The following is a 17,986-nucleotide window of genomic DNA, read 5'->3' on the forward strand; positions in this document are numbered from 1 at the left end:
TGTTTCTGGTCAGTAAAACTGTTTCGTATGAATAATCATGGTAATCGTTAAAAATAATGATTACTCTACCTCACTTCACTCAGTAAAAGATCGAGAATGGCCTTGATGGATTTTTCACAAAGGTTGCAACAGATTTCCACGAATCCTGATGCATTGACTCAGATAGGACGTGGCCTCGAACGCGAAGCGCTACGCATTACCCCGGAAGGCACATTATCTGCACAGCCGCACCCGGCAGGATTGGGCTCGGCGCTCACCAACCCGTGGATCACCACCGATTTTGCAGAATCGCTGCTGGAGTTTATTACCCCGGTATCGCGCGATGTGGACAGTTTGTTGACGCAACTGAGTGATATCCATCAGTTTACCTACCGTAAGCTGGGCGAGGAAACGTTGTGGCCGATGTCGATGCCGTGTTTTGTCGGCAGCGAAGACGAGATCACCCTGGCCCAGTACGGTCGCTCCAACAGTGGCCGGATGAAAACCCTGTACCGCCAGGGGCTGAAGCACCGTTACGGCAGTGTGATGCAGGTGATTTCGGGCGTTCACTTTAATTTCTCGTTCCCGGATGCATTCTGGGATCAGCTGTTTGGCGAGCAAACGGCTGAAGCGCGCCAGGCCGCCGTCTCTGATGCCTACTTTGGCCTGATCCGCAACTATTACCGCTTCGGCTGGTTGATCCCTTATCTGTTTGGGGCTTCCCCCGCCTTGTGTGGCTCGTTCCTCAACAACAGTGCCTCGGCCCTGAATTTTGAAAAAATCGGCTGCGGTACCCACTTCTTGCCGAACGCCACGGCGCTCCGGCTGAGCGATCTGGGTTACACCAATCATGAGCAAAGCTCGCTGAAAATTGGTTTCAACAGCCTGGCGCAATATCTGGAAGGTTTGCAGCGTGCGATCCGCACCCCGTCGGAAGAATTTGCCAAAATTGGGGTCAAGGTGGATGGTGAATACCGTCAGCTGAACGCCAACGTGCTGCAAATCGAGAATGAGTTGTACGCCCCGATCCGACCGAAGCGAGTCGCGAAATCGGGTGAGAAACCGTCCGAGGCGCTGGGCCGCGGCGGGGTCGAGTATATCGAAGTGCGCTCGCTGGATGTGAACCCGTTCAGTCCGATCGGGATCACCGAAGATCAGGTACGTTTCCTCGATCTGTTCCTGACTTGGGCTGTACTGTCGTCTTCCGAACCGATGGATGATGCCGAGCTGGCATGCTGGCGGGATAACTGGAACCGGGTGGTTCTGGATGGCCGCAATCCGGATCTGCAACTGAAGATCGGGTGCAACGGGGAACGTCTGTCGCTGCAGTCGTGGGGGCTGCGTGTGTTCGCTGAGCTGGGCCAGGTGGCTGAAGCGATGGATCAGGCTGCCGGCAGTGATCACTATCAGCAGACCGTCGCCCGCTTGAAAACCTGGATCGAAAATCCGGAACTGACGCTGTCGGCACAGCTGCTGGCGCAGATCAAGCAACAAGCGGGGATTGGGAATGTCGGCAAGGCACTGGCCCGCTCACACGCGCAAGCGCTGCAAGCACGCGACTTCCGATTCTATTCCGCTCAGGATTTTGAGCAGGAAGCGGCGGCTTCGGTAGCCAAACAACACGAGATTGAGCAGAGCGATCGTCAGTCGTTCGATGACTTCCTGGATACTTATTTCGATTACTTGAAATAATCCGCCTTGCGCCAGCCAACGCTGCTGGCGCAAGACCGCTCAGCCCGATTGAACCGGATAAAAAAAGGGCAGCCATAGAGCTGCCCGGTAAATGAATTTCGCAGGGATGACGACAGCACGGCTGCCAGTCATAAGTTCTGACCGCCGCATTGCTGTTTGGTTCCCGTGAGGGGGACGAAATGACGCGCTTTTTGAGACGGGCCATCTTCGGCGGCTCGCTGGCCGTGCTGTTAGCCGGCTGCGCCACGCCGCCACCGAAAGATCAGTCGAACCTATGTAACATTTTTCGGTCGCAGCCGGACTGGTATGAAGCCGGGCTGGAGATGCAGGACACCTGGGGGACGCCAATTCAGGTGGCCATGGCTTTTATCAAGCAGGAAAGCAGCTTTCGCCATGACGCCCGGCCACCCAAAGACTATCTGTTGGGTTTCATTCCCTGGGGGCGGATCAGCAGTGCATACGGGTACGCCCAGGCGCAGGATCCGGCCTGGGCCGATTACCAGAAAGCCACCGGCAATGGCGGCTCCCGCACGGACTTTGCGGATTCGCTGATGTTTGTCGGCTGGTACACGCATGAAACCCAACGTCAGCTGGGGGTGTCCAAATGGGATGCCTACAACCAGTACCTGGCTTACCATGAAGGGCGCGGCGGCTATCGGCGCGGCAGTTACCGCGCCAAACCGGGGGTGATGAAGGTGTCTCGCCGGGTGGATCAGCAAGCAAAGGATTATGGTTGGCAACTGAAGCAGTGCCGACAGGAATTGGAAGACAACCGTAGCTGGTGGCCGTTTTGAGCGAATAAACGCCGGAACAGCTAAGCTATGGAGAGCAGAATGACGATGGGCAAAGGAGAAGGAAATAATGCCATTACTCGATAGTTTTACGGTCGATCATACGCGCATGCACGCCCCGGCGGTCCGGGTCGCCAAAACCATGCAAACCCCGAAGGGCGATACCATTACGGTGTTTGATTTGCGTTTTTGCCGTCCGAATGCAGACATTCTCAGTGAGCGTGGGATCCACACGCTGGAGCACTTGTTTGCCGGGTTCATGCGTAATCACCTCAACTCGGATCAGGTGGAAATCATCGATATCTCACCGATGGGCTGCCGAACCGGTTTCTACATGAGTCTGATCGGCACGCCGAGCGAGCAGCAAGTTGCCGAGAGCTGGCAGGCGGCGATGGAAGACGTGTTGAAAGTCGAATCTCAAAACCAGATCCCGGAGCTCAATGAATACCAGTGCGGGACGTACAGCATGCACTCGCTGGACGAGGCGCAAGAGATTGCCAAGACGATTCTGGCGGCCGGGATTGACGTCAATAAGAATGACGAGCTGGCCCTGCCGGCCGCCATGCTGCAAGAACTGCGTGTGAAGTAAGCTTCATCTCGCGTGCAAGGCAACCCGGGTTGCGGACTTCCAGGTTGCGGACATAAAAAAGCCGGCGCATGCCGGCTTTTTTGATCAGGGATATTAGGCGACCCGGCTTTTCTTGGCGGTGGCCGGAGGCAGGACTTTGACCAGTTTGATCATATTGTCCGCGACTTCCACGATCTCCATCTGGTGCCCGCTGACTTTGATGCTCAGGCGGCCATTCGGAATGTCCTCGAGGTGTTCGAGGATCAGGCCATTGAGGGTCCGAGGACCGTCAGTGGGCAGATCCCAGCTCAGGCTCTTGTTGAGATCCCGGATATTGGCGGTCCCTTCAATCATCAGGCTGCCGTCCGCCTGCGGCGTAATTTCTTGTGCCAGGGTCGGGGTGATCGAGGTGGTAAACTCCCCGACAATTTCCTCCAGGATATCTTCCAGGGTGATCAGGCCCTGAATATCGCCGTACTCATCCACGATCAGGCCGATGCGCTGTTTGTTGCGCTGGAATTTCAGCAACTGGATGTTGAGCGGCGTCCCTTCCGGGATGAAGTAGACTTCGTCGGAAGCGCGCAGCAGGTTCTCTTTACTGAAATCGTTCTTGTCCATCATCAGGCGGTAGGCTTCGCGCACCCGCAGCATCCCGACCACTTCGTCAATGTTGTCGCGATACAGCACAATCCGGCCGTGGGCGGAGTGGCTGAGCTGGCGGACAATGGATTTCCAGTCGTCATTGATGTTGATCCCGGCAATATCACTGCGCGGCACCATGAGATCTTCGACGGTGACGTTTTCCAAATCGAGGATCGACAGCAGCATATCCTGGTGGCGGCGGGGGATCAGGCCACCGGCCTCGTTGACCACGGTGCGGAGCTCATCAGAACTGAGTTTGGCATCATCCAGGGCATCGACCTTCAGGCCCACCAGGCGCAGGAAAGTGTTGGTGATCCCGTTGACCAGCCAGACCAGCGGGTAGAGGATCCGCATCAGAAATTGCAGCACGATACTGCTGGTGTAGGAGACGCGTTCCGGGTAGAGCGCTGCGAGGGTTTTTGGGGTGACTTCGGCAAATACCAGAACCACTAAGGTCAGGACACCGGTTGCGATAGCGACCCCCATGTCGCCGTAGAGCCGCATCCCGAGGATGGTGGCGATGGCCGATGCCAGAATGTTGACCAGGTTGTTGCCGATCAGGATCAGGCCGATCAGGCGATCCGGGCGTCCCAGCAGCTTTTCAACGCGCTTGGCCCCCCGGTGTCCTTGGTTGGCAAGATGTCGCAGTTTATAGCGGTTGAGTGACATCATGCCGGTTTCAGAACCGGAGAAGTATCCGGAAATGACGAGAAGTAATATCAGGAGGGAGAATAAGACTCCCGTGGATATATCGTCCAAAAAGTTATGCCCTTAACGTTTCTGTTACAAATAATGTGTACCCGGAGCGGGTGGGTGTCAATCGAAAGATGGCTTTCATCCCGGCGTCAGGCACCGATGATGATTTCTTTGACAAACCGGCTGCCGAAGTAAGCCAGCGTCAGCAGGAAAGCCCCGACCATGCTGAACCAGATCACCCGGCGTCCGCGCCAGCCTTTCTGATAATGTCCCCACAGCAGCACGCTGTAGACACACCAGGCCAGTAGTGACAGCACCGCTTTGTGCAGTTTGCCCTGCGCCAGCATATCCTGGATGAAAATGAAACCGGTGATCAGGGTGAGGGTCAGGAGTGAATTTCCGACCAAAATGATCTTGAAAAGCTGTCGTTCGACCATCATTAAAGGAGGAATGTTCGGGTTGATCACCAGGCTCTTTTTCTTTTTCAGTTTGTGATCGAGCCAAGCCAGTTGAATGGCATACAAGGTGGCAATCATCAGGGTGGAGTAGGAAAACAGCGCCAGGGAGATATGCAGCAGCACCTGCGGATGCGCTTCCAGATGGGTGATGAAGGTCCCCGGCAGCAAGGTGGCCGCAGACAGGTTAATGGCGGCAAAGCTGTAAACCACCGGCAGCAGAAACCAGACCCGGATGCGCAAAATGGCCACCGTGGTCAGCAGCGCGATGATCAGGCTGATCAGCGAAGCGACGTTTAGAATACTTAAGTTCTGGCCGACACCGCCGTGGATCAGGTCTTTCAGCAGCAGGACATGCAAGGCAATGGCCGCCAGTGCGGTTACGAAGACCGGTTTGGTCTTGATGCCGTTACTGTTGGTCAACCCAGGCACAACCAGCCCCAGGGCGAGGAAATATAAGCAAGCAGCCATGAAGGCTATCAACATATCCATAGTCGACTGAACAAGTTAAGGTGATTTGAACCCGCAATTATACCTGCTCAATGTCTCGCCGCCAATGTCATGGCGTCCGGAATCTGTGGCGAAGAACCCAGTTCGCAACTGAACTGAAAGTAAAGTCGCCGCCAGAACATGAAAGCAGGCGGTGGAATGCGGTATACTCACCAGATCTTGCAGATTTAGTTGCGTAACGAGCGAGTAGCACATGTTCGAAAATTTATCGGAGCGTTTATCGCGAACGCTTAAGAATATCAGCGGCCGCGGTCGCCTGACGGACGACAACATCAAGGATACGCTGCGTGAAGTACGTATGGCGTTACTCGAAGCCGATGTTGCGCTTCCTGTTGTCCGTGATTTCGTCAAACGCGTAAAAGAGCGCGCGGTCGGTACGGAAGTGTCGAAAAGCCTGACGCCGGGTCAGGAATTTATCAAGATCGTTCAGGCTGAGCTTGAACTGGTCATGGGTGAGTCGAATGAAGATCTGAACCTCGCCAGTCAGCCGCCGGCGGTGATCCTGATGGCCGGACTGCAGGGTGCCGGTAAAACCACCAGTGTGGGTAAGCTGGGTAAATTGCTCAAAGAGCGCCAGAAGAAGAAGGTGCTGGTGGTCTCTGCCGACGTCTACCGCCCGGCGGCGATCAAACAGCTGGAAACCCTGGCCAGCGATATTGGCATCGAGTTCTTCCCGTCGAGCCCGGACCAGAAGCCGGTCGATATCGCTAATGCGGCGGTGGATCATGCCAAACGCAAATTCTTTGATGTCCTGATTGTCGATACTGCCGGTCGTCTTCACGTCGACGGCGAAATGATGGACGAAATCAAAGACGTGCATCGGGCGCTGAATCCGGTCGAAACCCTGTTCGTGGTCGATGCGATGACCGGTCAGGATGCGGCCAATACCGCCAAAGCCTTTGATGAAGCGCTGCCGCTGACCGGTGTGGTACTGACCAAGGTGGATGGTGATGCCCGGGGTGGTGCTGCGCTGTCGGTCCGTCATATTACCGGTAAGCCGATCAAGTTCCTCGGTGTTGGTGAGAAAACCGATGCGCTGGAGCCGTTCCATCCGGACCGTGTGGCTTCCAGAATCCTCGGCATGGGCGACGTACTGTCGCTGATCGAAGATCTGGAACGCAACGTCGACAAAGAACAAGCCGAGCAACTGGCGAAGAAATTCAAAGAGAAGAAAGGCTTCGACCTGGAAGACTTCCGTGGCCAGCTGCAGCAGATGAAAAAGATGGGCGGCATGATGGGGATGCTGGATAAGCTGCCGGGGATGTCGCAACTGCCGGAGAACGTCAAAGATCAGGTGGATGATAAGTTGTTTGTCCAGATGGAAGCTATCATTAACTCGATGACGCCGGGCGAGCGTGAGCGTCCTGAGCTGATCAAGGGATCGCGCAAGAAGCGGATTGCTCTGGGCTCCGGCACCCAGGTTCAGGATGTGAACCGCCTGCTGAAACAGTTTACCCAAATGCAGAAGATGATGAAGAAAATGCAGAAGGGCGGGATGAAGAACATGATGCGCAATATGAAAGGCATGATGCCGGGCGGCGGGATGTTCCCGGGCCGTTAAGGCTTTCTTCATTTGCTCAGGGTTATTTTACGTTTGCTGGTGAAAATTTAGCTAAAGCGGTTGCATTCGTCAGTTTTCGGAGTAAAATTCCCGAGCTTAATTTGGCACGGGCCCCGTTATTTTTGGCGGGGCCAATTTAATTTACAGTAATGCAAAGAGGACGATATGGTAACCATTCGTTTGGCACGTCACGGCGCGAAAAAGCGTCCATTCTATCACATCGTTGTTGCTGACTCTCGCGCTGCACGCGACGGTCGTAACATTGAAAAAATTGGCTTCTTCAATCCAGTAGCGAAAGGTCAGGAAGAGCGTCTGCGTCTGGACCTGGACCGTGTTAATCACTGGGTAGGTCAAGGTGCAACTGTATCTGACCGCGCAGCTAAGCTAATCAAAGACGCAGCTAAAGCGGCTTAATTAGTCCTGTCTGGTAGCAGAAACGATGAGTTCAAGTAACCAAGACTATGTTGTTGTCGGTAAACTGGGTGCCTCCTACGGTATCAAGGGTTGGCTCAAAGTTTTTTCCTACACAGAACAAGCTGAAAGCATTTTTGACTATCAGCCGTGGCTTGTAAAAGTCAAGGGTGAGTGGCAGGCGATCCATGTTGAGTCATGGAAACGCCATGGTCAGGGTCTGGTCGCGAAGTTAGAGGGCCTGGACGTTCGCGAGGACGCTCAGATGTTCACGAACTGTGAAGTGGCAATACAGGCCGATCAACTACCAGCGCTGTCAGATGAAGAATTCTACTGGCGCGAGTTGTATGGCATGACAGTGGTGACAACCGAAGGTTACGACCTGGGGAAAGTCACTGACATCCTGGAAACAGGGTCTAACGACGTCCTGGTAGTAAAGGCCAACCTGAAAGATGCTTTCGGACAAAAGGAACGTTTAATCCCGTTCCTCGATGAGCAGGTCATCAAGTCGATTGATCGCACTGCTCAGCGGATCGAAGTTGACTGGGATCCTGGATTTTAATCCCCGGTAATAGGTGAACAAATGAAGGTCGGCATTATTAGCCTGTTTCCTGACATGTTTCACGCCATTACCAATTTTGGGGTGACAGGCCAGGCGGTAAAAAAAGGCCTTTTGTCGGTAGAAACGTGGAATCCCCGCGATTTTACCCATGACAAACACCGGACGGTCGATGATCGACCTTACGGCGGCGGACCGGGCATGTTGATGATGGTACAGCCTTTGCGCGATGCCATTCATACGGCCAAGCAGTCTGTCGAAGGTCAGGCTAAAGTCATTTACCTTTCCCCTCAGGGCCGTAAGCTGGATCAAGCGGGTGTTGAGGAGCTGGCGCAGAATGAGAATCTGATTCTGATCTGTGGTCGCTATGAAGGGGTGGATGAGCGCATTATCCAACAAGAGGTAGACGAAGAATGGTCTATCGGGGATTTTGTGCTGACGGGCGGTGAATTGCCGGCCATGACGCTGGTTGACGCAGTGGTCCGGTTTGTTCCGGGCGTACTGGGGGACTTTGCGTCGGCAGAAGAAGATTCTTTTGCCAATGGTCTGCTGGATTGTCCGCATTATACGCGTCCTGAAGTGTTGGACGGGCAGGAAGTCCCTAAGGTCTTACTGTCAGGCAACCACAAGGACATTAGCCGCTGGCGGTTGAAACAATCGCTGGGCCGAACCTGGCTGAGAAGACCAGAGCTCCTGGAAAACCTAGCTCTGACTGACGATCAGGAATTCTTGCTGGCGGAATTTGTCCGCGAATACCAGGCAAGCAATTAATTTTTTTAGTATCAGTTTATTCTAGGGTATATACCAATGAGTAATATCATCAAAGCTCTTGAGCAAGAGCAAATGAAACAAGACCTGCCAACGTTCGCACCAGGTGACACTGTTGTTGTTCAGGTTAAGGTTAAAGAAGGTAACCGCGAGCGTCTACAGGCTTTCGAAGGCGTTGTAATCGCTAAGCGTAACCGTGGTCTACATTCTGCATTCACTGTTCGTAAGATCTCGAACGGTGAAGGTGTTGAGCGTGCGTTCCAAACTCACTCTCCAATCGTTGACAGCATTACTGTTAAGCGTCGCGGTGCAGTACGTCGTGCCAAGCTGTACTACCTGCGTGAGCGTTCTGGTAAAGCGGCTCGTATCAAAGAGAAGCTTGCTAAGTAATTCGTCGCGTAAGACGTTTAGAGAAAAGCCCGCCGATTCGGCGGGCTTTTTTTATTTGCTGTTTTGTATCTGTCGTTTTTGATCTGCTGTTTTATATCCGTCTGATTGGCCTGACTGTTTTCCGTCACCCCTCCCCATGCCTGTCATCGCCGGCCATGGCAAGAAAGCTCCGAGATAATGTCATCTAGATACTGCTATCTGAATCATGTCGTTTGCTCAAGGAACCGTGCATTTTGTTCATTGGATGACGCGGGTGATCGGGCTGGCTTTCAAACAGGAAGCCGGGAGACTTGTGATTTCCTTAGGGATGGTTGAGCGCTCGGTGAGGTGTTTCGTCGCGTTTGCGTTCAGTCCTGAAGCTGTTGGGGAGCAAGGGTGTCGGACTGCGGTATCTCGTCTGTCGGGTCAGCCGGAAAATCGTGGGGCCGCCTTCATACGAAGATCATAAAGCCGGAATAAAAAGAAACCAGCCGTCGGGCTGGTTTCTGTAGATTGCGGGACTGGTCGCGGTTAGGCGGTTTCCAGCTTGCCCTTGGTTTCTTCGTCATCGGCCAGGTCGGTTTCCCCTTTGCCTTTCGAGCGCTTGATGACGAACACGGTTGCCGCCAGGGCGCCGATGATGCCGGCGATGGTCGAGATGTTCATCGGCAAGCCGAAGCCCAACTGGCTGTTGTTCAGGATGAAGCTGATACAGACCGTGGTCATGAAAATGGCCGGGATGGTGGCCACCCAGTGCAGCTTGTTATGGCGCAGCAGGTAAGCCGATGCAGTCCACAGCATCATCACTGCAGTGGTCTGGTTAGCAAAGCCGAAGTAGCGCCAAATCACCCCGAAGTCGACCTGAGTCAGGATCCCGCCGATGACGAATAGCGGAACAGCCATCAGCAGGCGGTTGCGCAGGGTTTTCTGCTCCAGGTTGAAGTACTCGGCCAGGATCAGGCGGCTTGAACGGAATGCAGTGTCGCCTGAAGTGATTGGCAGAATGACCACACCCAGGAAGGCGATGATGCCGCCAAAGACACCCAGTAGGCCGATCGATGAGCTGTAAACCACGTTACCCGGACCACCGTTCTTCACCGCTTCAGACAAACCTTCCACAGAGCCGAAGAAAGACAGCGCCAGGGCACACCAGATCAGGGCAATCACACCTTCACCAATCATGGCACCGTAGAAGACAAAGCGGCCGTTCTTCTCGTTTTCCATGCAGCGAGCCATCAGTGGCGACTGGGTGGCGTGGAAGCCGGAGATCGCACCACAGGCGATGGTGATGAACAGCGCAGGCCACAGCGGCAGATCGTTCGGGTTCATGTTGGTGAACATCTGGCTCATTTCATAGTCGCCCAGCAGTGTGTGCTCGCTGGAGAAACCAATCGCGGTGATCAGGCCGACTGACATGAAGATCAGCAGGGCGCCGAACAGCGGGTAGAAACGGCCGATGATTTTATCCACCGGGACAATGGTCGCGATGATGTAATACGCGAAGATGATGCCGACCATCGTGGTCATCGACAGGCCAATGTCGGTTTGCTCGTTGACTAGGTTGGTGATCATCCCTGCCGGTGCGGAAACGAACACTACACCGACCAGCAGTAACAGGACGATGGCGAAAATGTTCATGAAATGCTTGGCGCCATTGCCCAGGTAACGGCCGGAGATAGTCGGTACGGACGCACCGCCGTTACGCACGGACAGCATACCGGAGAAGTAGTCGTGGACGGCACCGGCAAAGATACAACCCAGGACGATCCACAACATGGCTGCCGGGCCGTACAGGGCCCCCATGATCGGGCCGAAGATCGGGCCGACTCCGGCGATGTTCAGCAGTTGTACCAGGTAGACTTTCTTGTTCGACATCGGTACATAGTCGACGCCGTCTTGTTTGCTGTAAGCCGGTGTCTGGCGGTTTTCGTTAATGCCGAACACTTTCTCGATAAATGCACCGTAGATGAAGTATCCACCTACCAGGGCTGCCACGCACATCAGGAACCAGGTCATAGGGTTGTCTCTCTTCCGATTGGACTGGGGTTGTTTTGCGACCAGGGCCCTGACTGCTTCGGGCGGGGACTCGCAAAACTTCTTTGATTAGCTGCCATGCTAACGCGGGTCTGGAAAGATGCACGCGCTAATCTGCTGAGTGGTTGTATGGCGAGATGAGCGGTCGGTATGCAGCTTGAGTGGTTTTGGCAGATACTGTCAGTGGACGGTATGCCAGGGTGAGCGGCGCTGAGCGATAGAAAGCGGATTCAGTCAGGATTCAGCCGGGCGGCTTATGGTAGTGGGGCAAATGGGTGAATGAGGAAAGCAAGGTGCTGAAATACATCTTTCAGATCAGTGTGGTGGTGCTGCTGTTGAGTGGCTGTTCGGCGCTGACCACGCAGGCGTCGCTGATGGCAGATGAAAATTGGTATCAGCTCGGTGTGAGCCAGGGGCAGCGGGGCGAGCAACCTGATGAGCAAGCCGGGTTGCAGAGCCGGGCACAGACGGTGAACGCTGCGCTGGTGGTCGATTATCCGGCCTATCGCCGCGGCTATCAAAAAGGGTTGGCATCGTATTGCTCGTTGGAGCAGATGCGTCGGCTCGGGCTGGCGCGGCGGATGGACTGGGGCGCTTGTGAATTTCGTCGCCAGGACGGGCAGTTGTACCAGAACTTCTGGCAGCAGGGGTTTGATCGTAGCTTCCCCGGCGCGGACGGCTGGTAGCTCCCGGCTGCTAAGCGCCCCGGGATTGTTCGGATCAGCTCAGGCCGAAACGGTCTTTCAGCTCTTTAAGGTAGCGGCGGCTGACCGGCACCTGGTGGCCGTGCTGGGTGGTGATCTCGGCCAGGCCGTTGTCCAGCAGCTTGATCTCGCGGATCGCCTGCGGATGGATCAGGTACTGGCGATGACAGCGGATCAGCGGCGTTTTTTCTTCCAGGACTTTCAGGGTCAACTGGGTGCTGACCCGGCTGTCTTTGGTGACCACATGCACGCCGGCCAAATCACTGTAGGCGGTCTCGATCTCGGCCGGATCGAGCAGCAGGATCCGGTTGTGCCCGGAACAAGGGATCAGCTCCAGCATCTCGCTCATCAGCGGGGAATAGTCCGGGCTCAGGCATTCTTTCTTCAGCCGTTTGATGGTTTTCTCCAGCCGGCAGGTCTCGACCGGCTTGAGCAGATAGTCGAAGGCATTATCCTCGAAGGCTTTGAGCGCGTACTCATCATAGGCGGTGACAAAGATCACTTTCGGCATGGTGTCGGGATCCAGCATGCTGAGCATTTCGATGCCGGTGATCTGTGGCATCTGAATATCAAGAAAAATCGCGTCAGGTTTCAGGGCATTGATCTGTTTCAGCCCGTCAATGGCGTTACTGCACTCACCGATCACGTCCACTTCCCCGGTGTCTTGCAGTAAGTCGATCAGCTCTTCGCGGGCATATCGTTCGTCGTCAATGACAAGGGCCTTGATCATAATACGGAGTCTCCTTGAACCGATGGCAGGGCATCGGTCGGTAGTATCAGGGTGGCTCGGGTCCAGGTTTGGGGCTGATAGGTCATGGTGAGCCCGTACTGACGGCCGAACATGTTTCTCAGTCGTTTATCGACTATTTTCATGCCCAGCCCGCTTTCTTCGCCAACCGGGGCATAGTTACCGGCATTGTCTTCGACTTCCAGGGTGATCCCTGCTTGACAGCGGTAACCGTTGATTGCAATTTTACCATTTTCCAGCAGGGACGAGGTGCCGTGCTTGATCGCATTTTCGACCAGCGGTTGTAGGGTAAAGGTCGGCAGCTTCAGGCTCAGCAGCGCCGGGTCGACGTTCACTGTCACGCTGAGTCGGTCGGAAAAACGCGCCAGCTCGATCTCCAGGTAGGCATTCACGTGCTGCAACTCTTCTTCCAGCGTGACCGTTTCAATGTTTTGCTTGAGATTACGGCGGAAAAACTGCGACAGATGCTGGATCAACTGGCGGGCTTTATCCGGATCGCGCCGAACCACGGAGTTAATGGTATTCAGGGCGTTAAACAGGAAATGCGGGTTCACCTGGGCCTGGAGGAGGCGTAGCTCGGCCTCGGTCAGCAACGCTTGCTGGCGGGCATAACGGCCGGTCAGGATCTGGTTCGACAGCAGCTTGGCAATTCCTTCGCCCAGCGTCAGGTTGACGGTCGAAAACAGTTTACGTTTCGGCTCGTAGAGCTTGATGGTGCCCAGTACTTCCTGATTACCGCCAACCAGCGGGATCACCAGTGCCGAACCGAGCTTACACTTCTCATGCAGCGAGCACTGGTAGGGAATATCGTAGCCGTCAGCATAAACCAGCTCACAGTTGTCGATAGCCCGCTTGGTGTAGCCGGAAGAAATCGGTGTGCCCGGCAGGTGGTGATCGTCGCCGATGCCGATGAACGCCATAATTTTCTCCCGATCGGTGATCGCCACCGCGCCGACACCGGTTTCCTCGTAGACAATCTTGGCAATCTTCCGGGTACTTTCTTCATTGAAGCCCTGGCTCAGGATCCCGACCGAGCGCTGGGCAATTTTCAGCGCCCGGCTGGAAAATGCTGCAGAGTATTTCTCATAAATGGTTTTCCTGTCCTGAATAATGCTCATAAACATCGCAGCGCCAAGCGAGTTGGCAATCACCATCGGCAGGGCAATTGCACTGACCAGATGCAGGGCTTGATCAAACGGCTCAGCCACCATCAGGATGATAAACATTTGCAGGATTTCCGCGACCAGGGTGATGGTGAACACGGTAAAGGGCCTGTAAATCTGATCCACCTGCCCGCGGCGAACAAAGTAGCTGTGCATCAGGCCGCCAATCAACCCTTCGACGGTAGTGGAAATCGCACAGGCCACATCGGTAAAGCCGCCCATGCTGTAGCGATGCAGCCCGCCGGTGAGACCGACGGCAAACCCGACCACAGGTCCGCCGAGCAGGCCGCCCATCACCGCGCCGATGGCTCGGGTATTGGCAATGGCATCTTCAATGTCGAGCCCGAAGTATGTGCCTAAAATACAAAAGAGGGAAAACAGCACATAACACGAAAAGCGCTGGGACAGACGGCCGGAAACCGTGGTGAGCGGCATAAACAGCGGGGTTTTGCTGAGTAAGTAAGCGATTACCAGATAGACGCTGAGTTGCTGTAAGAGGGAAAAGATCAATTCCATCGCGGTTGGCCGTGCAGGTGTGGTGGGCGCTATAGTAACTGGCTTACAGGTCAGTACCAAACACAATTGAATGTAAATATTTATTTACGATTGGCTGTTTTTGTTTACACGCTCTTGTCACCAGTAGAACTCCCTTGCTATGGTGAAGTTATGGAACAGGGCTGCCCTGTTTAACGTCGTCCGATTATTACGTGTTTATATAGATTTACAGGGAAGCCGAGATGCAAAGAGACCAGCTGAATAACATCCACATCCAAGATGAATCTGTCCTGATCACTCCGAAAGAATTAAAAGAAAAAATCCCGGTCAGTGAGCAGGCTTTACAGTTTATCCGTCAGTCCCGACAAACCATTGCCGATATTATTCACAAGCGGGATCACCGTTTGCTGGTGGTGTGCGGTCCGTGCTCGATCCATGATGTGGAAGCGGCCAAAAGCTACGCGATGAAGCTCAAGCAACTCTCTGAGGCGCTCAGCGACCAACTCTATATTGTGATGCGGGTGTACTTTGAAAAGCCGCGTACCACGGTGGGCTGGAAAGGGTTAATTAACGACCCGCACCTGGACGGTTCGTTTGAGGTGGAAGAAGGGCTGCATATTGCCCGCCAACTGCTGACTGACCTGGTCGAGATGGGGATCCCGCTGGCGACCGAAGCACTGGATCCAATCAGTCCGCAGTACCTGGGCGATCTGTTCAGTTGGGCGGCAATTGGTGCCCGGACCACCGAATCGCAAACCCACCGGGAAATGGCCAGTGGCCTGTCGATGCCGGTCGGATTCAAAAACGGGACTGACGGCAGCTTAGGCACAGCAATCAATGCGATGCAGGCTGCGGCATCGGGTCACCGCTTTATGGGGATCAACCGGGAAGGGCAGGTGGCACTGCTCAATACCCAGGGTAATCCGGATGGCCATGTGATCCTGCGCGGCGGCAAGCAAACCAACTACGACTCTGTATCGGTGAACGAATGCGAAAACGAGATGATCGCGGCAGGTCTTTCACCGTCCTTGATGGTAGACTGTAGTCACGCCAACTCGAGAAAAGACTACCGCCGACAGCCGCTGGTGGCTGAGGATGTGATCCATCAGATCCGCGAAGGCAATACTTCGATTATCGGCCTGATGCTGGAAAGCCACCTCAACGAAGGCAACCAGAGTGCTGATCTGCCTCGCGAGGAGATGGCCTACGGCGTGTCGATCACCGATGCCTGCATCAGCTGGGAAGCAACGGAATCCCTGTTACGCCATGCGCATCAGGAACTGATCCCCTTCCTGGCAGAGCGGAACGCGGTTTAAGGTGTTGGACCCGCACCCGAAGACGGATGCGGGCCAAAACTGTGCTCGACTGGCAGGCAGCCGTTGCTGTTTTGGCTGAAAGAATTCGGATAAAAGAAATCATGGTTGCAGAGTTAAGTAAATTAAGAGATCAAATTGACGAAGTTGATCAGCAGATGGTGGCGTTGCTTGCTCGCCGTCTGGCGCTGGTCGAAGAAGTCGGGCATGTCAAAAGTCAGCATGGCCTGCCGATTTACGCTCCGGATCGGGAAGCGGCGATGCTGGCTTCCCGGCGCCGGGAAGCGGAAAACCAAGGGGTGCCGCCGGATCTGATTGAAGATATCCTGCGTCGCACCATGCGCGAATCGTACGCCAGTGAAAATGACTCCGGCTTTAAATGTCTCAAGCCGGATCTGCGCCCGATTGTCGTGGTCGGCGGTCATGGCCAGCTCGGCGGGCTGTTCTGTCGTCTGTTTGAACTGTCGGGCTACACCGTGCGTAAACTGGGCAGTCAGGACTGGGATCGCGCCGACGAGCTGTTGTCTGATGCCGGGATGGTGGTGGTGTCCGTCCCAATCAACCTCACCGAGCAAGTGATCCGCAAACTCGACCACCTGCCGGAAGATTGTATTCTGGCGGACTTAACCTCGGTCAAGAGTGCGCCGTTGCAGGCGATGCTGGAAGTCCACTCGGGGCCGGTCGTCGGCCTGCACCCGATGTTCGGGCCGGATATTGCCAGTCTGGCAAAACAGGTGGTGGCCTACTGTGATGGTCGGAACCCGGAGCGGTACCAGTGGCTATTGGAGCAGATCCAGATCTGGGGAGCGACGCTCAACCGGATCAGTGCGATTGAACATGATGAAGGCATGACCCTGATCCAGGTGCTGCGCCATTTTACCTCGTTCGCTTACGGGGTGCATCTGGCGGAAGAAGATCCCAAACTGGAGCAGTTGCTGGCACTGAGCTCACCGATTTACCGGCTGGAGCTGGCGATGGTCGGTCGTTTGTTTGCCCAGGACGCCCAGCTATATGCCGATATTATTATGTCTTCTCCGCAGAACCTGGCGATGATCAAACGTTTCCATCAGCGGTTCGGGGAAGCCATCGCGATACTGGAAGAGAAGGATAAGGCGGCGTTCAAGCAGGCCTTTCATCAGGTGGAAAGCTGGTTTGGAGATTATGCCCAGCATTTTTTAGCCGAGAGCCAGGGATTACTTAGACAGGCGAACGACGCAACGCACCGAACTTAAGCCAGAGCGATCTGGAGCAATTAAAAACGAGAGCTGCTGCTCTCGTTTTTTTATGGGCTGGCGGCGTCACTCCGCCTCGATCTCGACTTCCGTCGGCTTGACGTTCTCGCTCGGGTAGCAGCCCAGTACTTTGATAAAGCGGGTCAGGCGGGTCAGCTCTTCCAGCGCCTGCTGCATCACTTCAGACTTGAGATTCACTTCCACATCGACATAGAACATCTCTTCCCACGGATTCCCGATCACCGGACGTGATTCCAACTTGGTCATATTGATCTTGAGGTTGCGCAGAACCAGCAGACACTCGACCAGTGAACCGGCTGCCTGAGCGGTGGACATGATCAGGGTGGTCTTGGCCGGGATCAGGGTGGTGACGTCAACCGGCTTGCGGGCAACGACAATGAAGCGGGTGTAGTTTTCCTGTTGATTGGCGATATTGGTTTTCAGCGGTGTCAGGCCGTACAGCTCGCCGCTGGAGGCATTGCCAATGGCAGCCACATTAGGCAGCTTCAGCTCGGCGACTTTCTGCATCGCCTCTGCGGTGCTGGGGCAATATTCCTGGGTGATCTTGCCCATGGTGTGCAGGTACTCACTGCATTGCTGATGCGGTTGGGGGTGCGAGTACAGGGTGTCAATCTGAGCCAGGTTGGTGTCGACGGCGGTCAGCAGGCAATGCTCGATCGGCTGGGTGATCTCACCGACAATTGACAGGCTGGTATGCTGGAGCAGATCGTATACCTCGTTAATCGAGCCGGAGCTGGTATTTTCGATCGGTAGCACCCCGTAATCGGCGTTCCCGGTTTCGACCACATTCACCACATCCCGGAACGTTGAGCAGCTGATCTCAACCAAACGGGTTTGTTTCTTGCTGAAATAATTGCGGCTGGCCAGATTGGAGTAGGAGCCTTTGGCACCGAGGAAAGAGACCCGGGCAACTGGCTGCAAGCTGTCCGGGTTGGTGAGCTTTTGCAGGTAGGCCTGCTGGAACAGGACAGAGTCTTCAATAATGGTGTGGAAAATCTGGGTGACATACTGAGCATCGAGTTGTTCTTGCTTGCCCCATTCGATCAGCTTGAGCAGCAACTCTTGCTCCCGGGTCTGATCCCGGACCGGTTTCGCGGTCTGGATTTTGCTTTTGGCAACGGCCAGGCTGAGCTGGCGTCGCTCTGCCAGCAGCTTGATTATTTCATGGTCGATGCGGCTGACATTGTTTCGGATGTCGTCCAGTGAATAGGTTTGCTCTGTCATTGTCTTTCCCTGTCTGAATGCGCCTGATACAAAAAAGCCTCCCGAGAAGGA

General features: G+C 54.8%; 17 protein-coding genes and 1 other annotated feature (1 of these 18 only partly in view). Of the genes, 11 read left to right on the forward strand and 6 right to left on the reverse strand.

The window, feature by feature from the left end; genetic code table 11:
- Positions 1-102: 102 nt before the first annotated feature.
- From gshA to luxS, 3 genes are all read left to right on the forward strand, one after another.
- On the forward strand, positions 103-1,671 hold the full coding sequence (gene gshA / locus NH461_RS02805) for a glutamate--cysteine ligase (RefSeq protein ID WP_261602814.1): 1,569 nt from the start codon (positions 103-105) through the stop codon (positions 1,669-1,671).
- Between the two features lie 179 nt (positions 1,672-1,850).
- Positions 1,851-2,465 (forward strand): hypothetical protein, encoded by a 615-nt coding sequence (locus tag NH461_RS02810; protein ID WP_261601800.1) that lies wholly within the window; start codon positions 1,851-1,853, stop codon positions 2,463-2,465.
- Positions 2,466-2,532: 67 nt separating this feature from the next.
- Entirely contained in the window at positions 2,533-3,051 is a 519-nt protein-coding gene (gene luxS / locus NH461_RS02815; RefSeq protein WP_261601801.1) for an S-ribosylhomocysteine lyase, read from the forward strand.
- Between the two features lie 93 nt (positions 3,052-3,144).
- Here the strand turns inward: luxS and NH461_RS02820 are convergent, their stop codons facing one another.
- Together NH461_RS02820 and NH461_RS02825 are read right to left on the reverse strand one after the other, a co-directional pair.
- A complete protein-coding gene (locus tag NH461_RS02820) occupies positions 3,145-4,431 on the reverse strand; it encodes an HlyC/CorC family transporter (protein ID WP_261601802.1) in 1,287 nt (428 codons plus the stop codon).
- Positions 4,432-4,517: 86 nt separating this feature from the next.
- Positions 4,518-5,315, reverse strand: coding sequence for an inner membrane protein YpjD (locus tag NH461_RS02825; RefSeq protein WP_261601803.1), 798 nt, complete (start codon positions 5,313-5,315; stop codon positions 4,518-4,520).
- A 211-nt stretch (positions 5,316-5,526) separates the two neighbouring features.
- Between NH461_RS02825 and ffh the strand changes: the two genes are divergently transcribed.
- The 5 genes from ffh to rplS all read left to right on the forward strand — a co-directional run bounded on the left by ffh (position 5,527) and on the right by rplS (position 9,022).
- Positions 5,527-6,894 carry a signal recognition particle protein gene (gene ffh, locus NH461_RS02830; protein WP_261601804.1) on the forward strand — a complete coding sequence of 456 codons (1,368 nt, stop codon included), beginning with the start codon at positions 5,527-5,529 and terminating at the stop codon, positions 6,892-6,894.
- Positions 6,895-7,059: 165 nt separating this feature from the next.
- Complete coding sequence (rpsP, locus tag NH461_RS02835) at positions 7,060-7,308, forward strand: 30S ribosomal protein S16 (protein ID WP_255389525.1); 249 nt, start codon at positions 7,060-7,062, stop codon at positions 7,306-7,308.
- A gap of 25 nt (positions 7,309-7,333) precedes the next feature.
- Positions 7,334-7,867, forward strand: a complete 534-nt coding sequence (gene rimM / locus NH461_RS02840; protein WP_261601805.1) for a ribosome maturation factor RimM — start codon at positions 7,334-7,336, stop codon at positions 7,865-7,867.
- 21 nt (positions 7,868-7,888) lie between these two features.
- Positions 7,889-8,635 carry a tRNA (guanosine(37)-N1)-methyltransferase TrmD gene (trmD, locus tag NH461_RS02845; protein WP_261601806.1) on the forward strand — a complete coding sequence of 249 codons (747 nt, stop codon included), beginning with the start codon at positions 7,889-7,891 and terminating at the stop codon, positions 8,633-8,635.
- Between the two features lie 36 nt (positions 8,636-8,671).
- Entirely contained in the window at positions 8,672-9,022 is a 351-nt protein-coding gene (gene rplS / locus NH461_RS02850; RefSeq protein ID WP_255389528.1) for a 50S ribosomal protein L19, read from the forward strand.
- Positions 9,023-9,532: 510 nt separating this feature from the next.
- Here the strand turns inward: rplS and NH461_RS02855 are convergent.
- The gene (locus tag NH461_RS02855) at positions 9,533-11,017 is read right to left on the reverse strand and encodes a carbon starvation protein A (protein ID WP_261601807.1); all 1,485 of its coding nucleotides are present in this window, start codon (positions 11,015-11,017) and stop codon (positions 9,533-9,535) included.
- 311 nt (positions 11,018-11,328) lie between these two features.
- Here NH461_RS02855 and NH461_RS02860 point away from each other — a divergent pair, with 311 nt between their 5' ends.
- Positions 11,329-11,721 (forward strand): DUF2799 domain-containing protein, encoded by a 393-nt coding sequence (locus tag NH461_RS02860; RefSeq protein ID WP_261601808.1) that lies wholly within the window; start codon positions 11,329-11,331, stop codon positions 11,719-11,721.
- A gap of 34 nt (positions 11,722-11,755) precedes the next feature.
- On the opposite strand, the gene btsR is transcribed toward NH461_RS02860, so the two are convergent.
- Positions 11,756-12,469 (reverse strand): two-component system response regulator BtsR, encoded by a 714-nt coding sequence (btsR, locus tag NH461_RS02865; protein WP_261601809.1) that lies wholly within the window; start codon positions 12,467-12,469, stop codon positions 11,756-11,758.
- Complete coding sequence (locus tag NH461_RS02870) at positions 12,466-14,166, reverse strand: sensor histidine kinase (protein WP_261601810.1); 1,701 nt, start codon at positions 14,164-14,166, stop codon at positions 12,466-12,468. The genes btsR and NH461_RS02870 overlap by 4 nt, the downstream gene beginning before the upstream one ends.
- A 221-nt stretch (positions 14,167-14,387) precedes the next feature.
- Here NH461_RS02870 and NH461_RS02875 point away from each other — a divergent pair, with 221 nt between their 5' ends.
- Positions 14,388-15,461: a 3-deoxy-7-phosphoheptulonate synthase gene (locus tag NH461_RS02875; protein WP_261601811.1), complete on the forward strand. Its 1,074-nt coding sequence runs from the start codon at positions 14,388-14,390 to the stop codon at positions 15,459-15,461.
- 101 nt (positions 15,462-15,562) lie between these two features.
- Positions 15,563-16,690: a bifunctional chorismate mutase/prephenate dehydrogenase gene (tyrA, locus tag NH461_RS02880; RefSeq protein ID WP_261601812.1), complete on the forward strand. Its 1,128-nt coding sequence runs from the start codon at positions 15,563-15,565 to the stop codon at positions 16,688-16,690.
- A gap of 66 nt (positions 16,691-16,756) precedes the next feature.
- On the opposite strand, the gene pheA is transcribed toward tyrA, so the two are convergent.
- The gene (gene pheA, locus NH461_RS02885; RefSeq protein WP_261601813.1) at positions 16,757-17,935 is read right to left on the reverse strand and encodes a prephenate dehydratase; all 1,179 of its coding nucleotides are present in this window, start codon (positions 17,933-17,935) and stop codon (positions 16,757-16,759) included.
- Positions 17,936-17,962: 27 nt separating this feature from the next.
- Positions 17,963-17,986 (reverse strand) — a sequence feature (Phe leader region); it runs 96 nt beyond the window's last position.

Source organism: Photobacterium sp. TY1-4, from assembly GCF_025398175.1.
GTDB lineage: Bacteria > Pseudomonadota > Gammaproteobacteria > Enterobacterales > Vibrionaceae > Photobacterium.

Excerpts from the sequence above, each read along its gene's own strand:
- NH461_RS02810 (WP_261601800.1), top strand. The coding sequence starts at position 1,851 with ATGACGCGCTTTTTGAGACGGGCCATCTTCGGCGGCTCGCTGGCCGTG.
- luxS (WP_261601801.1), top strand. The coding sequence starts at position 2,533 with ATGCCATTACTCGATAGTTTTACGGTCGATCATACGCGCATGCACGCC.
- NH461_RS02825 (WP_261601803.1), bottom strand. The coding sequence starts at position 5,315 with ATGGATATGTTGATAGCCTTCATGGCTGCTTGCTTATATTTCCTCGCC.
- ffh (WP_261601804.1), top strand. The coding sequence starts at position 5,527 with ATGTTCGAAAATTTATCGGAGCGTTTATCGCGAACGCTTAAGAATATC.
- rpsP (WP_255389525.1), top strand. The coding sequence starts at position 7,060 with ATGGTAACCATTCGTTTGGCACGTCACGGCGCGAAAAAGCGTCCATTC.
- rimM (WP_261601805.1), top strand. The coding sequence starts at position 7,334 with ATGAGTTCAAGTAACCAAGACTATGTTGTTGTCGGTAAACTGGGTGCC.
- trmD (WP_261601806.1), top strand. The coding sequence starts at position 7,889 with ATGAAGGTCGGCATTATTAGCCTGTTTCCTGACATGTTTCACGCCATT.
- rplS (WP_255389528.1), top strand. The coding sequence starts at position 8,672 with ATGAGTAATATCATCAAAGCTCTTGAGCAAGAGCAAATGAAACAAGAC.
- NH461_RS02855 (WP_261601807.1), bottom strand. The coding sequence starts at position 11,017 with ATGACCTGGTTCCTGATGTGCGTGGCAGCCCTGGTAGGTGGATACTTC.
- btsR (WP_261601809.1), bottom strand. The coding sequence starts at position 12,469 with ATGATCAAGGCCCTTGTCATTGACGACGAACGATATGCCCGCGAAGAG.
- NH461_RS02870 (WP_261601810.1), bottom strand. The coding sequence starts at position 14,166 with ATGGAATTGATCTTTTCCCTCTTACAGCAACTCAGCGTCTATCTGGTA.
- NH461_RS02875 (WP_261601811.1), top strand. The coding sequence starts at position 14,388 with ATGCAAAGAGACCAGCTGAATAACATCCACATCCAAGATGAATCTGTC.
- tyrA (WP_261601812.1), top strand. The coding sequence starts at position 15,563 with ATGGTTGCAGAGTTAAGTAAATTAAGAGATCAAATTGACGAAGTTGAT.
- pheA (WP_261601813.1), bottom strand. The coding sequence starts at position 17,935 with ATGACAGAGCAAACCTATTCACTGGACGACATCCGAAACAATGTCAGC.